Source organism: Cryobacterium arcticum (assembly GCF_003185895.1).
In the GTDB taxonomy this organism is placed as follows: domain Bacteria; phylum Actinomycetota; class Actinomycetes; order Actinomycetales; family Microbacteriaceae; genus Cryobacterium; species Cryobacterium arcticum.
Genome location: NZ_QHLY01000007.1, coordinates 99,559 through 115,000, shown reverse-complemented (window position 1 = coordinate 115,000; position 15,442 = coordinate 99,559). Strand labels below are relative to the sequence as shown.

At 68.6% G+C, this 15,442-nt stretch carries 14 protein-coding genes; 4 read left to right on the top strand and 10 right to left on the bottom strand.

What is annotated here, in order from left to right:
- Positions 1-100: 100 nt before the first annotated feature.
- Both CTB96_RS06155 and CTB96_RS06150 read right to left on the bottom strand, forming a co-directional pair.
- Complete coding sequence (locus CTB96_RS06155; protein WP_181397167.1) at positions 101-3,004, bottom strand: UPF0182 family membrane protein; 2,904 nt, start codon at positions 3,002-3,004, stop codon at positions 101-103.
- Between the two features lie 109 nt (positions 3,005-3,113).
- Positions 3,114-4,217 carry a YlbL family protein gene (locus CTB96_RS06150; protein WP_110126045.1) on the bottom strand — a complete coding sequence of 368 codons (1,104 nt, stop codon included), beginning with the start codon at positions 4,215-4,217 and terminating at the stop codon, positions 3,114-3,116.
- Positions 4,218-4,358: 141 nt separating this feature from the next.
- Between CTB96_RS06150 and CTB96_RS06145 the strand changes: the two genes are divergently transcribed.
- On the top strand, positions 4,359-5,720 hold the full coding sequence (locus tag CTB96_RS06145) for a zinc-dependent metalloprotease (protein ID WP_427846472.1): 1,362 nt from the start codon (positions 4,359-4,361) through the stop codon (positions 5,718-5,720).
- A 55-nt stretch (positions 5,721-5,775) separates the two neighbouring features.
- Here CTB96_RS06145 and CTB96_RS06140 read toward each other — a convergent pair whose 3' ends face one another.
- Together CTB96_RS06140 and CTB96_RS06135 are read right to left on the bottom strand one after the other, a co-directional pair.
- Entirely contained in the window at positions 5,776-6,726 is a 951-nt protein-coding gene (locus CTB96_RS06140) for a sugar-binding transcriptional regulator (RefSeq protein WP_110126043.1), read from the bottom strand.
- A gap of 89 nt (positions 6,727-6,815) precedes the next feature.
- Positions 6,816-8,036, bottom strand: coding sequence for a CynX/NimT family MFS transporter (locus CTB96_RS06135; RefSeq protein ID WP_427846467.1), 1,221 nt, complete (start codon positions 8,034-8,036; stop codon positions 6,816-6,818).
- A 23-nt stretch (positions 8,037-8,059) separates the two neighbouring features.
- On the opposite strand from CTB96_RS06135, the gene CTB96_RS06130 reads away from it, so the two are divergent.
- On the top strand, positions 8,060-8,758 hold the full coding sequence (locus CTB96_RS06130) for a maleylpyruvate isomerase family mycothiol-dependent enzyme (RefSeq protein ID WP_110126042.1): 699 nt from the start codon (positions 8,060-8,062) through the stop codon (positions 8,756-8,758).
- A gap of 15 nt (positions 8,759-8,773) precedes the next feature.
- On the opposite strand, the gene CTB96_RS06125 is transcribed toward CTB96_RS06130, so the two are convergent.
- From CTB96_RS06125 to CTB96_RS06105, 5 genes are read right to left on the bottom strand one after another with little or no spacing between them, the layout of a single operon-like run.
- On the bottom strand, positions 8,774-9,715 hold the full coding sequence (locus CTB96_RS06125; RefSeq protein ID WP_110126294.1) for a bifunctional riboflavin kinase/FAD synthetase: 942 nt from the start codon (positions 9,713-9,715) through the stop codon (positions 8,774-8,776).
- A gap of 17 nt (positions 9,716-9,732) precedes the next feature.
- Complete coding sequence (locus CTB96_RS06120) at positions 9,733-10,197, bottom strand: hypothetical protein (protein ID WP_110126041.1); 465 nt, start codon at positions 10,195-10,197, stop codon at positions 9,733-9,735.
- A gap of 57 nt (positions 10,198-10,254) precedes the next feature.
- Positions 10,255-10,623, bottom strand: a complete 369-nt coding sequence (locus CTB96_RS06115) for a hypothetical protein (protein WP_110126040.1) — start codon at positions 10,621-10,623, stop codon at positions 10,255-10,257.
- Complete coding sequence (gene truB, locus CTB96_RS06110) at positions 10,620-11,609, bottom strand: tRNA pseudouridine(55) synthase TruB (RefSeq protein ID WP_110126039.1); 990 nt, start codon at positions 11,607-11,609, stop codon at positions 10,620-10,622. Before truB ends, CTB96_RS06115 begins: the two co-directional genes overlap by 4 nt.
- The gene (locus tag CTB96_RS06105; protein WP_110126038.1) at positions 11,606-12,307 is read right to left on the bottom strand and encodes a TetR/AcrR family transcriptional regulator; all 702 of its coding nucleotides are present in this window, start codon (positions 12,305-12,307) and stop codon (positions 11,606-11,608) included. The genes truB and CTB96_RS06105 overlap by 4 nt, the downstream gene beginning before the upstream one ends.
- A 93-nt stretch (positions 12,308-12,400) precedes the next feature.
- Between CTB96_RS06105 and CTB96_RS06100 the strand changes: the two genes are divergently transcribed.
- Both CTB96_RS06100 and CTB96_RS06095 read left to right on the top strand, forming a co-directional pair.
- The gene (locus CTB96_RS06100) at positions 12,401-13,828 is read left to right on the top strand and encodes a DHA2 family efflux MFS transporter permease subunit (RefSeq protein WP_110126037.1); all 1,428 of its coding nucleotides are present in this window, start codon (positions 12,401-12,403) and stop codon (positions 13,826-13,828) included.
- Between the two features lie 9 nt (positions 13,829-13,837).
- Entirely contained in the window at positions 13,838-14,839 is a 1,002-nt protein-coding gene (locus CTB96_RS06095) for a ketopantoate reductase family protein (RefSeq protein ID WP_110126036.1), read from the top strand.
- Here the strand turns inward: CTB96_RS06095 and CTB96_RS06090 are convergent.
- Positions 14,823-15,425 carry a nucleoside/nucleotide kinase family protein gene (locus CTB96_RS06090; RefSeq protein WP_110126035.1) on the bottom strand — a complete coding sequence of 201 codons (603 nt, stop codon included), beginning with the start codon at positions 15,423-15,425 and terminating at the stop codon, positions 14,823-14,825. The genes CTB96_RS06095 and CTB96_RS06090 overlap by 17 nt on opposite strands.
- Between the last annotated feature and the right edge of the window lie 17 nt (positions 15,426-15,442).

Genomic DNA, 15,442 nt, shown 5'->3' with positions numbered 1-15,442 from the left:
CGGCCGCTCCCCCGGGCGCGTCGCGCCCCGAACGAGAAACGCGGATGGTGCAACCCGGCTTACCGGTGCACCACCCGCGTTGTCGGCGGATGCCTGAGCGCTACTCGCCGATCAGGGAGAGCATGCTCGACACGGTCTCGGAGAGCTTCTTGTCAGCGACTCCGAAGGCGGCCAGGTCGTTCGCGGCCAGTGCGGCCTGCTTCTCGGCGATGGCTTCCTTGGCGGTGGCCAGGAGCGTCTTCAGCTGCGCATCCGTTGCCGGGTCCCCGGTCTCGGTCGACGGAACCGTGGGCTCGCCGCCGTCCGTGGGGGTCTCCGGTGTCTCGACGGCGGGCACATCGGTGTCGCCGGCGTTCGCTCCGGAGTCGCCCTGGAACAGCACGTTCAGCGCGGTGTCCAGGGTGTCTTCGAAGGCGATCTGGTCACCGAAGGCCACCAGGACCTTCTGCAGCAGCGGGTAGCTGGTCTCACCGGTGGACTGCACGTACACGGGCTGCACGTAGAGCAGGCCGCCACCGACGGGCAGGGTGAGCAGGTTGCCGTTGAGCACCGTGGACTGACCCTGCTTGAGCAGGTTGAGCTCGGCGGAGATTGTGGGATCACCGTTGAACTTGGCCTGCACCTGGCCGGGGCCGGGCACCGTGATGTCGTTCGGCAGGGTCAGCAGCCTGAGCTTGCCATAACCGTCGCTGCGTTCACCGTCGGTCGAGCCCGCATCCGCATCGGCCGCCAGGTAACCGGTCAGCACGTTACGGCTGGTCTCACCGGACGCGTTCGGGATGAACGTGGAGTACAGCGAGTACGACGGGGAATCCTGGCCGGGCATCTGCATGGTCAGGTAGTACGGCGGCTGCAGGGTCGTGTTGGTCGACGGCGACACCGGGTCGTTCGGGGTGGTCCAGGCGTCGTCTTCGGAGTAGAACGAACCGGGGTCGGTCACGTGGTACTTGCCGAGTACGGCGCGCTGCACCTTGAACATGTCGGCCGGGTAGCGCACGTGGCTCATCAGGTCGCCGGACATCTCGCTCATCGGCTCGACCGTCGACGGGAAGATCTTCTGCCAGGTCTTCAGCAGCGGGTCTTCTTCATCCCAGGCGTACAGAGTGACGGAGCCGTCATAGGCATCCACCGTGGCCTTGACCGAGTTGCGCATGTAGTTGATGTTGTCCAGCGCGAACGGCTGCTCCGGCGTCTCGGTGTCTGCGATGGCGTCGCTCAGGCTGACGGCGGTGGAGTACGGGTAGCTGGCCGAGGTCGTGTACGCGTCGATGACCCACTTGATCCGCCCGTCGACGACGGTCGGGTACGGGTCGGAGTCGAGCGTCAGGTACGGCGCGACCTTCTGCACGCGGGTGATCGGGTCACGGTCGTACAGGATCTGGGAATCGTCGCTGACAGCGTTGGCCAGGAAGATCTGCTCCGACTGGAACTTGAGGGCGTAGATCAGCTTGTTGAACGGACCGCTCAGGCTGGGCCCACCGTCACCGCTGAAGGTGGTGTAGGTCTGCTGGGCGCCGTCTTCACCCGACGGGTAGTCGAGCTCGACGGGGTCGCTGCCCTCGGGGGCGCCGACGATCGAGTACGTCGGGGAGGTCTCGCCGAAGTACACCCGCGGCTCGAACTCGCCCAGGGCTCCGGAGGTGGGGATACCGGACTCGAGGAACACGGGCTGGCCGTCGGTGGAGCGCTGGTTGCCGTAGGCGGCGACCACACCATAACCGTGCGTGTAGACCACGGAGGAGTTGACCCAGGTCTCGCTGCTCAGCCCGGAGAGGTTGAGGTCACGCACGGACACCACGGTGTCCTGCGACTTGCCGTCGATCGTGTAGCGGTCGACGTCGAGGTTGGAGGGGAACTGGTAGTACTGCTTGAACTGCTCGAGCTGCGCGAACGCGTCGCTCACAAGGGCCGGGTCGAGAATACGGATGTTGGCCGTGGTCTCGGCGTCGGCGCGCAGTGCGCCGGACTCTGCGGTGGTGGTCGCGGTGTAGGGGATCTCCTCGACGTCGGCGACGCCGTAGGCGTCCCGGGTGAGGTCGATGTTGCGCTGGATGTACGGCGCTTCGAGGGTCTTCGCGCTCGGGTCGACCTGGAAGCGCTGCACCACCCACGGGTAGAGCGAACCGATCAGCAGGCTGCTCACGATCAGCAACGCGGTGCCGATCACGGGCAGACGCCAGCGGCCGATGAAGGCGGTGACGATGAACAGGATCGCAACGAACACGGCGATGCCGGCCAGGATCGCCCGGCCGGGGATGGTGGCGCTGACGTCGGTGTAGCCGGCGCCGGTGATCAGGTCGTTGGCCTGGGTGAGGGTGGAGTACTGGTCGAGCCAGATGCTCACGCCCTGCAGCAGCAGGTACAGGGCGGCGGTGACGGCGATCTGCACGCGGGCGGCCTTGGCCACGTAGACCTCACGGCCGGTGATGCGGATGGCGCCGTAAAGGTAGGAGGTGGCCAGGGCGACCAGGGCGGCGATCAGTACGACAGCGGAGCTGAAGGCGAGCAGCGACTGGTAGAACGGCAGGTCGAAGAGGTAGAACGACACGTCGAAGCCGAACTGCGGGTCTGTGGTGCCCGCATTCGTGCGGTTGAGCCACATCAGGATGGTCTGCCAGTGCGTGGCAGCGGCGACACCGGCGAACAGGCCCAGCAGCGCCGGGATGCCGTACATCGCGAGGCGACGCAGCGGCTCGATCACCTGCTGGTAGCGGTCGATCTGCGAGTTCAGCTTCGCGTAGACGGGGCGTAGGCGGTAGGCGAGCTGGATGCTCGCCCACACCGGCACGGCCATGCCGAGGAAGCCAATGACGAACAGGACGCCGCTGGCGATCCACTGCGTGGTCAGCACGCTGAGGAAGCCGAGCTGGTCGAACCAGAGCACATCCGCGTACAGCCCGGCGAAGATGAAGAACAAAATCACCAGCCCCGCGATGATCGCTGCCGTGATGGCGAGCGGGGCACGGCTCCGACGTGGAGCGCTTCCGGCGGATGATGTGGTCACGAATTGGCCTCTTGCTCTGATAGATCGGGGGTCAGACCCTCATTCTATGCAGCCCGACTCACGGCAAACCCGGAGTTCGCTGAGGGCTCACCCCTAAGGAGCCTTGATATCAGGGCGCGGGGCAGGTCGGCAGGGCACTCGTGTCGGCGCCGGTGCTGATCGCGTCGAGCGCCGCCAGCGAATCATCGAGGGTGCTCACCGCGAACACCGTGAGGCCGTCGGGGATGTGACCGGTGACCTCGTCGCAGTTCGCGGCCGGTGCCAGGAACCAGTCTGCGCCTGCTTCCTTGGCCCCGAAGAGCTTCTGCCGGATACCGCCGATGGCCCCGACGGTGCCGGACTGGTCGATGGTGCCGGTGCCGGCCACATCCTCGCCGCCCTGCAGGAACCCGGGGGTGAGCTTGTCGATGATGCCAAGGGCGAACATCATGCCGGCACTGGGGCCGCCGACCTTGTCGAGCTGGATGTCGACGTCGAACGGGAAGTTGTATTCAGAGGTGACATTGATGCCGAGCACGATGTTGCCGTCGATGTCGACGGGGGTGACGTCGACGCTCATCTCGGCGCCGTCGCGGGTGAGGCCGACGGTCGCGGCCTTCTCGGCACCGTTGGCGGTGAGGGCGGCGCGGAGGGCGGTGATATCGGCGACGGCTTCGCCGTTGACCGAGGTGATCACGTCACCGGCCTCGATCAGGTCCACGGCCGGGGCATCATCGGCGAGCGACGCCACCGTGAGATCGGTCGGATAGTCGTAACCGAGGCTGGTCATGGCGGCGGCGATGGCGTCCTGCTGCGAGTTGACCATGGCGACCTGGTTGGCTTCGTCCCGCTGTTCGGTGGTGACGTCGGCCGGGAAGACCGACTCGAGCGGCACCACGGCCTGGCTCGAATCGAGCCAGGCGGCGGCGACGGTCAACCAGTTCAGCCGGTTGTCCGGGTTGCCGAGCACAGACACCGTGAGCAGGTCGAGCGAACCCTCGGTGGGGTACACCTCGCGGTCGGCGATCGTGATGAGGTCGGTCTTCTCCCCCTCGTAGTCGGCCGATCCGAGGGTGTTGTACACCGGGCCCGGCTTCTCCACGACGTAGGGGGCTGGCACGACCGCCAGCGTCAGGCCGGTGACCAGGGCGATGCCGAGCACGATCCAGCCCGCGCGGGACCCGCGGCGGGGTCGGTCGGAGCCGGGATACGTGTCGTTGGTGAAGAGGGCCACCAGGCTCCTTATAAGCGTGAACTGAGGTTCTGCGAGGTGTTCGCGACGGGCGGACACCAGACCTACCAGCGTAGGTCATTTCCCAGTTCTGGCAGGGGTTCTCGGGCTAGCGTAGAGGGAAGCAACTGAGAGGTGCCTGAAGTGGCCGATGACTCCAGACCCGACGAGGGTTCCAACCCAGAAGACGAATTCAGGGACATGCTCCGAGACATCCTCTCGGGCAAGTCGTCGATCGACCCCGGCCAACTCGCCGGCGCCGCAGGTCTGCCCAACGACCCCGCGAGCGTCGCCGCGCTGATGAGCCAGTTGCAGGGTGCCCTCAAGGGCAGCGGCGACGGCGGCATCAACTGGGACATCGCCCTGCAGCAGGGCCAGGAGCGCGCCGCGACCGGTCAGCTCAGCACCACCGACGCCCAGCGCGCCGAACTCGAGCAGGCTTTCCACATCGCGGCGCTCTGGCTCGACGACGTGATCAGTGTCGCCGAACTCACCGTGGTGCCCCGCCTGATGACCCGCAAGGAATGGGTCACGGCGACCATGCCGCTGTGGAGCCAGCTGGCAGAGCCGGTGGCCACGAGCATCTCGGACTCGCTCACCAGTGTGCTCACCGAGCAGGCGCCGGAGGAGCTCAAGGGCATGCTCGCCGGCGCCAGCCAGATGATGCGCAACCTCGGCGGCACCCTGTTCGCCATGCAGCTCGGCCAGGTGGTGGGGCAGCTCTCCAGCGAGGTCGTCTCCGGCGGCGACATCGGCATCCCGTTGTTCGGCGACCAGCAGGCCGCCCTGGTGCCCCAGAATGTCGCCGAGTTCGGCGAGGGCCTGGACGTGCCTGCCGACCAGGTGCAGATCTACCTCGCTGTGCGCGAGCTCGCGCACGCACGCCTGTTCCGGCACTCCCGGTGGCTGCGCCTGCACATGATCAGCTCGATCACCGACTTCGCCCGTGGCATCAGCATCGATACCGAACGCCTCGAGTCCCTGGCCGAGGGCTTCGACCCGTCGAACCCGGAGGAACTGCGGGACGCCATGGTGAACGGCTCGCTGATCCCGCCCAAGAGCGACGCCCAACTGGCCGCCCTGGCCAGACTGGAGACCATGCTCGCCCTGGTCGAGGGCTGGGTCGACGTGGTCACCGTGGAGGCCACCAGCAGGCTCCCCCGTGCCGACGCGATCAACGAGACCGTCAAGCGCCGCCGCGCCTCTGGCGGCCCCGCCGAGTCGGCGTTCGCCACCCTGGTCGGGCTGGAGCTCCGCCCCCGGCGTCTGCGTGAGGCTGCCGCGATGTGGCAGGCCGTGACGGATGCTGTGGGCAACGAAGCCAGGGACGCCCTGTGGGCGCACCCCGACATTCTGCCCACGTCAGAGGACCTCGACGACCCGCAGGCCCTCGTGGCGCGCCTCACCAGCTCCGCCAAGGGTGAGCCCCAGGTTCTGGACGAGGTCGACCAGGCCCTGGAAGATCTCCTCCGAGACGACAACCCCGACCGCCCCCACGAGTCCTGACCGGTTCGCGAGCCGTGAGATAAGCACCCAGAAATCGAAATTCTTGGGGCTTAGGTCACGGCTCGCGGGCCAGGAGCGCGCGCGCTGTGTCTTCGTCGGTGATCAAGACCGTGCAGAGCCCGCTGCCCACCACCGCTTGGGCGATGGCGTGCTTGCGCTGACCGCCGATCACGGCGATCGCGGTCTTGGCGCGGCGTAGCTGCTCGAGGGGGATGCCGAAGGTGCGTTCGTCGAGCGCCGGGTCGACGATCTGCCCGGTGCGGCTGATGAACCGTCCGACGATGTCGCCCACGGCGCCGTTCTGCACCAGGTCGTCGATCTGGGCTGGCGTGAGGTAGCCGCTGGCCACGTGCGCCGAGCCCTCGTCGGCCTGACCGGCACTGAACAGGTAGGCCGACGCCGTCGCCCCCAGCTGCAGCACCGCGGCGACCGAGCGGTCGGCGGCGAGGGCCTGTTTCGTCTGTACCCGTTCTAGGATGGCGGGGCTCGGCAGCAGGGTGAACTGCCCTGCTCCCTTCTGGGCGATGCTCACGGCCGTGGCCGCGGCGGTGCCCGGCTGGGAATTCAGGCTGACCCCGCCGTTGATCTGCACGACGTGCACGCCGGTGGCCCAGCCGTGCCCCAGCTGCACCGAGATGTCGTAGAGGGTGCGTCCCCAACTGATGCCGAGGGTGCGCGGCACCGGCCGGAGAGCGGTGAGGTAGTCGGCGGCAGCCTGCGCGATGCGGCGCTGCAGGTCGTGCTCGTCGACGACGCCCGCAGTGGAGACCACCACGGCGTCGGACAGTCGGGTGTTCTCGCGCAGCTGCCGCTCGAGGCCGAGCCGGCGCGCCCGGGGATGCACGATCTCGATCCGGATGAACCCGTTGGCCTTGGCCTGGGCGATCAACCGGCCCACCTTCCACCGGGTCAGCCGCAGGATCGTGCCGATCTCGTCCTGGGTCTTGTCGTCTTCGTAGTACAGCTCGGCCGCCCGGATGGAGAGGAGTTCGTCGTTGTCGGTCATGCGTTGGCGCCTTCCTGCGTGGCCCCAGCGTAAGCGGAGTCCGCCCGACGGTACAACACTCGTTGCGAAACTCGCTCAGGTGAGCAGGCTCAGCGGTGGCGTTCCAGGTCGTCCTCGAGCAGGTGCGGCCGGGCGATCACGGCGCCGGCCACGGTCACGGCCAGAACGGTGCAGATCAGGAAGATCAGCGGGGCCGTCCAGGCGCCGGTGATCTCGTGCAGCAGGCCCACGCTGAGCGGGCCGAGGGCGCCGAGGGTGTAGCCGACGCTCTGCACGAATCCGCTCAGCGCCACCGATCCCTCGTGCGTGCGAGTGCGGAGGTTGATCAGCACCAGGGCCAGCGGGAAGAACAGCGGGCCGAGACCGGCCAGCACGACCCACAGCCAGGTGAGGGTAGCCGGGGCGAGCAGCAGGCCGAGGTCGCCGATCAGGAAGCAGGCGACGCCCAGGTAGACCAGAAGAGCCACGTTCTTCATCCGGGCGGTCAACCACGGAATCAGCAGTGCGCATGGGATGCCCATCGCGGCATAGACCGATAGCAGGGTGCCGGCCTGTGCCGGGGTCACCCCGGCCGTGTCGATCAGCAGCTGCGGCAGCCAGGCGAACATGGCGTAGGCGTTGAGCGACGAGGCGGCGAACACCACGGCCAGCGCCCAGGCGATGCTGGACCGCCAGATCTTGCCGAGCATGGCCGGTTCGGCTTCGTCCAGGGCGGCCGGGGAGGTCTCCACCCGGTGCCGGATGAACATGGTCACCCAGGGCACGAGTGCGATCAGCGCGGGCAGCATCCACAGGCCGAGTGACACCCGCCAGCCGGCTGCATCCGCCACCGGAACGGCGATCAGCGGCGGGATCAGGGTGCTCAGCGAGACCACGGTGACGTAGAGAGAGGTGACCAGGCCCACGCGGTCGGGGAAGTACTTCTTCACCAGCGGCGGCAGCAGCACATTGCCCACGCCGAGGCCGGCGAAGGTGATGATGCTGCCGAGCACCAGCAGGCCCAGCGACCCGGCGAGCCCGCGGGTGATGTGCCCGGCGAGCATGGCCACCAGCGCGAGCACCAGCACGTTCTCCAGGCCGAGCTTCCGGGTGAAGACCGGGGTGAAGATGCCGAACACCGCGAAGCAGACCGGCGGGAGCATGCCGAGCACGCCGATGGCGGTCGAGCTCAGCGGGATGTCGACGTTGATCTCGCCGACGATGGGCGAGAGGGCCGCCACAGCGGTGCGCAGGTTGGCGGCGACCAGCAGGATGCCGACCAGAGCGAGGGTACGCCCGGTCCAGAGGGGGCGGGGCGGGCTGATCGACACCGTGCAAGTCTAGGCTGGACGGCATGGGAAACTTCGCGCACGACCTCCCGCTCAGCCTGCGGAGCGTCGGTAACGAGGCCGGCGTGAATTCGCGCTGGTCAGGTCACCTCGCAGCAACGGTCAGCACTGTCGCCGACCTGCTGGCCACCCTCACGCCGGAGCAGTGGGAGACGCAGAGCCTGTGCGCCGGCTGGCGGGTGCGCGACGTCGCCGGCCATCTGGTCTGGCGGCTCGGCAGCAGCACCCCGCAGCTTCTCACCAGCGCCGGCCGGGCTTACGTCGGTCACCACTTACGACCGGCGAGGGCCATCGACGCCGTGAGCCGCGCCGCGGCGGATGCCCCGCCCGCACAGCTGGTGGCCCGCCTGCGTGAGATCGCACGAGCGGAGGCCGCCGGCCACGGTCGCACCGGCATCGCCGAGCTCTCCGAAGCCGTGGTGCACGGCCTGGACCTGGCGCATCCGCTCGGCCTGCGCCTCAGCATCCACCCGGTCGCGGCCGGCGCCGTCGCGCTGCGGCGCAGTCTGATTGCGCCCACCGAGATCAAAGCCGTGCTGCGTACGGTGCGGCTGGTGGCCGCGGATGCCGAGTGGAGCGTCGGCCACGGCCGGAAGCTGCCCGGTACGGCCGAGGACATCGTGCTGTTCCTGTTCGGCCGTCGACCGTTGCCCGTCGACACGCCGGCCGAATCGTTCCGCCCGGACACTCCGCCGGGCGAGTAGCCCGACCGGCCCGGCTCAGCCCAGCGGGCGGTGCAGGATCGAGCGGGTTCTCACGACGTCGTCCTCGATCTGCTTGATCAGCGGGTCGATACCGGTGAACGCGACCATGCCGCGGATGTGTTCGACGAAAGACACCTCGACGACGTGGTCGTAGAGGTCGATCTCCTGGTCGAGCACATATGCCTCGACCTGCTTGTGGGCGACGCCGTCGAAGGTGGGGTTGTTGCCGATCGAGATGGCGGCGGGGTAGCTGGACCCGTTGTCGGTGAGCCAGCCGGCATAAACGCCGTCGGCGGGGATCAGGCCCTCGGACTCCGGCGACAGGTTGGCGGTGGGAAAACCGAGCTCGCGGCCGCGGGCGGCGCCGTGCACGACCAGACCGCGCACGGTGGGAGTGTGGCCGAGCAGCCGCGTGGCCGCCCGCACGTCGCCGGCGGAGAGCAGTTCGCGAATCCAGGTGGAGGACACCCGGCGTTCGCCGAGCGGCATCACGTCGTCGATCAGGCGCACGTCGAAGCCGTAGCTGCGGCCGAGCTCGGTGAGCAGATCGGCATCGCCGGCACCCTTGGCGCCGAACCGGAAGTCACGGCCGACCATGACGTGCCTGGCATGCAGCGTGTTCACCAGGATGTCGCGCACGAAATCCTCGGGCGCCAGCGACGCCAGGGCCCGGTCGAAGGAGAGCACGACGGTGGCATCGATACCGGTCTCGCCGAGCAGGTCGATCTTCTGCTGCACGCTGACCAGCTCGGCGGGGCACACGGCCGGGTTGAGCAGGGCGAGCGGATGCCGGTCGAAGGTCACCACGACGGCGGCCAGGCCCTCGCGGCGCGCCAGGGACTTCAACTCGGCGATCACGGCACGGTGTCCGGCATGCACGCCGTCGAACTTGCCGATGCTCACGGCCGAGGCCGGCCAGTCGGCCGGAACGGCGTCAAGCCCGTCGAGAACCTTCATCGGGGTGGTCTGGGCGGTCATGCTGCCGCGCCGCCGAGAACCCGCTGCTCTGGCGCATGCTTGGCCAGCCACCACATGCCGAGGATGGGCAGCACCAGCGGAATGAAGACGTAGCCGCGACCGTAGACCGACCAGACGGTGTCGTGCGGGAACAGTTCGGGGTCGACCAGGCTCAGGGTGCCGATGACGAGCACGCCGAGCAGCTCGAAACCGATCGTGATCCAGGCGATGCGGTACCAGAGCGCACCCCGGTTGATCAGGGCGATCGTCGCGACGATGTAGACCACGGCGGCGAGGGCGGAGAGGGTGTATGCCAGCGGAGCCTGGTCGTACTTGCCTACGATCTGCACAAACGACCGACCGGTGGCGGCCAGGGCGAGAACGCCGTAGACCAGGATCAGCACACGGCCGATTCCGGTCACCCGACCGGGTCTCGTCGTGCCGGTGGCGTTGTCTCCGGGGTTCGTCTGCAGCTCATTCATGGCTCAGTAATTATCGCAGCATCTTCGGACATCACGGTGACGGGCGCCAGCTCCGGCTCAGACGCCCTGGACCGTCCAGATCTGCAGCATGCGGTAGAGCATGACCGCCACCGACAGGTTGATCAGTCCGAGGATCACGGTGCTCCAGCGGCTGCGTTCGATCAGCGCCCACACTCCCCCGCCGAGTGGCAGGAGGATGGCGCTGATCAGGTAGGTGTAGAACTCCAGCACGCTGCCGGTGGCCTCGTTGCCGGCGAACGGGGCAACGATCGCGACCACGAGCTGCACGATCAGCAGCACCTCGACGAGCAACGTCGCGCCCATGCTCAGGTCCGTGGGCTTGCGACCGGCCAGCCCGAGCGCGAGGCAGAGCAGCCCGGCCGCCACGGCGATCGCCAGCTGCAGGTAGGTGTACCACTCGATCACGAGGCGTCCTCAGCGGTGGCCGGGTCTGCGGCGCCGTCGGTCGAGGGAACGGGCCGGGCCTGCACAGGTTCGTCCGGCGGGAAATTCACGATCGACTTGGCCCGGCCGCCGCGGTACTCCACCAGGCCGACCAGCCGGCCGTTCGGGTCGACCGCGGCGACGGGTCCGCCGTCTTCGGCGCCGGCCGGGACGTCGATGCGCTTGCCCTGGCTGAGGTCGATCGCCTGCTGCGCGTCGAGGTCGAGGCGGTCGAAGAGCCGGCTGGCCGCATCCGCCGGGCCGATCATGGCGCGCGTGACGTCGAGCTGGTCGAGCGGGTCTGCGGCGTCGATGCCGAACGGGCCGATGCGGGTGCGGCGGAGGCTGGTGAGGTGGCCGCCGACACCGAGGCCGGAGCCGAGGTCACGGGCCAGCGCCCGGATATAGGTGCCGGACGAACACACCACGCGTACCTCGAGGTCGAGGAAACCGTCGACGGGCGTCGTCGAGAGCAGAGCGAACTCGCTCACGGTCACCGGGCGAGCGGGCAGCTCTACCTCTTCGCCCGCGCGCACGCGGGCGTACGCGCGTTTGCCGTCGACCTTGATGGCGCTGACCGCGCTCGGCCGCTGGCTGATGTCGCCGGTGAGCGCAGTGATTCCCGCCGTGATGGCCTCCGCGGCGAGCGCGGCGACGATCTCGGCGGGGGCGCGGCTGAGCTCCTCACCCTCGGCGTCGTCCGTGTTCGTTGCGGCGCCCAGGCGGATGGTGGCCAGGTATTCCTTGTCGAGTCCGACGACGTAGGTGAGGAGGCGCGTGGAGCTGTTGACGCCCAGGATCAAGAGGCCCGTCGCCATCGGGTCGAGGGTGCCCGCGTGGCCGACCTTGCGGGTGTCGGCCAGGCGCCGGGTGCGCGCGACGGCGTCATGGCTGGTCCAACCCTGCGGTTTGTCGATCAGGACCAGGCCGCTGGTGGTGTTGCCGGGCTTGCGGCGTTGCGCGTTCATTTGTCGTCCTTTGCTGCGTCGACGTGTCCGGCTGCGGGAGGCGCGGGTGCGGCGTCTGCATCCGTGGATTCGGCGGCGGTGGCGTCGAGCACAACGTCGAGCTTGCCACGGAATGTGCAACGCATCAGTTCCGCGGCGGCCGGGTCTTCGTGGAAGATGTCGGGCAGGCGGATGGCCAGCAGGGTGTTGAACAGCATGCCGTCGGCCAGGAACTCGCGGATGGTGTCCGGCGGGAAGCCGGCCTCGTCGCGCAGCATCCGGTAGATCTCGAGGAAGCCGGCTCTGGCCTTGGCGCCGATCACCGGGTTGTGCCCGCTGATGAAGGCCTGCATGAGTGAGAGCAGGATGCCTCGGTCCTCGATCAGGTCCACGTAGGCGGCGCCGAGCCTGGAGGCGAGCAGTTCCGTCGCGGCCGGGCCGGCCTCGCGGGGTTCCTGGATGATCTGCCGGAAGCTCGTCACCAGGCGGTCGAGGGCCCGGGCGAGCACCTCGAGGAACAGGTTCTCCTTGGTGCCGAACATGCGCACTACGTAGGGCTGGCTGATCCCAGCGACCCTCGCCACCTGGTCTGTCGTGGCGCCGGAGTAGCCGCGCTCCCCGAAGACCCGGCTAGCCGCGGCGAGGATCTGTTCCCTGCGCTCGGCGGCGGGGATGCGCTCGGTGGGCTGCGCGGGCTCCGGTGCGGATGTCGAATTCACAGTTGACAGGTTATCAGCCGATAACTAGTCTCGGATCTTGTAATCATTCGATTACAACAACTTCCCATCCTCGCCTGCGAAGGGTTCCCGCTCATGACCTCCTCCCCCACTCTCGCGCCCGCGGTGGCCGAACCGGCCGCAGGAATGCGCCGCCGAGTTCCGGTCTGGCTCGCCGTGGTAGCCGCATCCCTGCCCATGTTCATGGCGACGCTCGACAACCTCGTCGTCACCAGCGCCCTTCCGGTGATCAACACCGACCTCTCGGCCAACATCGAAGAACTGCAGTGGGTGGTGAACGCCTACTCGCTGAGCTTCGCCACCTTCATGCTGATGGCCGTCGCGATCGGCGACAGGTTCGGCCGCCGCTCGGTGTTCCTCGCCGGCATCGTGGTCTTCACCGCGGCCTCCGCGTTCTGCGCCGTGAGCCTCGAACCGTGGATGCTCATCACCGCGCGAGCGCTGCAGGGCTTCGGCGCCGCCGCCCTGATGCCGCTCTCGCTCACCCTGCTTGTCGGCTCGGTGGCCGACAGGTTCCGGCCGGCCGCGATCGGCATCTGGGGCGGCATCGCCGGCCTGGGCGTGGCGCTCGGCCCGCTCATCGGCGGTGCCGTGGTCGAGGGCTGGAACTGGCAGGCGATCTTCTGGCTGAACGTGCCGCTGGGCCTGCTGTCGATCCCGCTCGTGCTGGTGGCCTTGCCCAACAGCTTCGGGGCGAAGCTCCGCGCCGACGTGCTGGGTCTGCTGCTGGCCGGAGTCGGGGTGTTCGGCGTCGTCTACGGCATCGTGCGTGGCAACGAGGCGGGCTGGTCGAGCGCTGAGGTGCTCACGGCACTGATCGGTGGCGGCATCCTGCTGCTGGCCTTCGTGTGGTGGGAGGGCCGGGCATCCGCCCCGCTGCTGCCGTTGCGGTTGTTCCGGGACCGCAGTTTCACCGTGGCCAACCTGGTGGGCATCACCTTCAGCTTCGGCATCTTCGGGTCGATCTTCATCCTCATCCAGTTCCTGCAGATCGTGCAGGGACACAGCCCGCTCGAGGCCGGTGTGATGACCATGCCGTGGACGCTCGCACCGATGATCGTGGCGCCGATCACCGGTATGCTCAGCCCGCGCACCGGCACCAGGCTGCCGATCGTCGTTGGCCTGTCGCTGCTGGCGGTCGCGATGTTCTGGCTCAGCCTCACCATGTCGGCCGACGTCGAGTACGGCGAACTCGTCGGTGCGTTCATCCTGGCCGGGCTCGGCATGGGCCTGGTCTTCGCGCCCAGCTCCACGGCCGTTCTGGCCAATATGGTGCCGCACGACCACGCCAAAGCCTCCGGCACCAACTCCACCTTCCGCGAGATCGGTGTCGCCCTCGGTGTTGCTGTGCTCACCGCGGTGTTCACCGGCAACGGCGGCCAGCTCACGCCCACCGGGTACGTGGATGCGGCGGTGCCGGCCGTCATGGTGGGTGCCGGCGTGCTCGCCGTCGCCGCCGTGATCGCGCTGGCGCTGCCCTCAGGTCGGCGGGCGCTCTCCTAGGCTGAGGGCATGCGAATTGCTGTGATCGGTGCCGGCGCCCTGGGCGGAACCTTCGCCACCCTCCTCAGCGTGGCCGGGCACGACGTCACCGTCACGGCCAGGGGCGCCGGCCTCACCGCGATCCGGGAGCACGGCATCCGGCTCGAGGGCGGCTTCGGGCCGGCCACAGCGCATCCGCACGCCCTGGAGCGACTGGTGGAGGCGCCAGAGCTGGCCCTGGTGTGCACCAAGGCGCAGGACGCCGAATCGGCGATCAGTGACAACGCCGCCATGCTCGACGGGGCGGCGGTGATCGTGGTGCAGAACGGTCTCGACGGCGTCGACACGGCCCGGCGGCTCCTGCCCCGCTCCGACGGCTTCGGTGCCCTGTCGATCATCGCCGCCAACTACACCCAGCCCGGCCTGGTCACCGTCACCACGGCGGCGCCCACCTACCTCGGCCGGGGCAGCGGCCCCGTCGATGCGGCGACCCACCGGTGGCAGCAGGTGCTGGCCGAGGCCGTGCCAACGCAGGCCATCGACAACTTCGTCGGCGCCCAGTGGACCAAACTCGTGGTGAACATGCTCAACGCGCTGCCGGCCATCACCGGGCTGAGCGTGCAGGACGTGGTCGCGAACCCCGGCCTGCGGCGGGTGATGACCTTGAGCATGCGGGAGGCCGTGCGGGTCGGCATGCGCCGCGGCATCCGGTTCGGGGCGATGCAGGCGCTCGGCGACCGTCGGTTGCGCGCCTTCTCCACCCTGCCCGCCGTGGCCGGCCAGCTGCTGCCGCTGATGATGCGGGCCCGCATGGGCTCGGTGCCCAACCTCGGCTCCACCCTGCAGAGCGTCACCCGCGGGCAGCGCACCGAGGTGGATTACCTCAACGGCGCGGTCGTGCGCGAGGCCGCCGCCTCCGGCACGACGGCCCCGGTGAACGCGTTGATCACGGCATTGGTGCACGAGGTGGAGGAACGCGGCACGTTCCTGACGCCGGCGGATGTGCTGGCGCGGTTCAGCAGGAGTCGCTGAACACCCGCTGCGGCGCTTTCGCATCGCTCACGTCGATCACGGCCGATGCCACCTGGCGGGGCCGGTTCTCGCGCTGGTAGAGGTAGTCGGCTTCGCTGGTCACTTCGCTCTCCAGCAGGATGCGGTAGTTCCAGCCGTCGCGCAGCTCGGTGCGCAGCGCGAACTCGCCGTCGATCACCAGGAACGCGTCGGCCGGAGCCGTTGTCCAGGCCGGTTCGATCCAGGTGTTCCGGTCGGGGTCGAAGGCCTGGGTGACAAACGCCGTGCTGCCGCCGAGCCGGAACGGTTCGAGCAGCACCCGGCGGAGCGCCGAGTAGTCGTAGCCGTGCCGGTAGAACCGTTCGGGAGTTTCGGCGCCGAATGCGGCCTGCTGCTCGCGGGAACGCTGGAAGAACTTGAGCGACGCCCGCACCGCCGTCTTGTCCGCCTCGTCGAAGACCGCCGCCAACTCATCGGCGAAAGCGGTCCGGGTGGCCGCGTCCGCGCCGTCCACGGCGATGATCACCCGGCCTCTGCCGTTGAGATTGAGGATCTCGGCCGCGAGGGTACGCAGGTACTCGACGCGCGGGGTGGAAACAAGCTTCATGAATCGAGCCTAGGTTA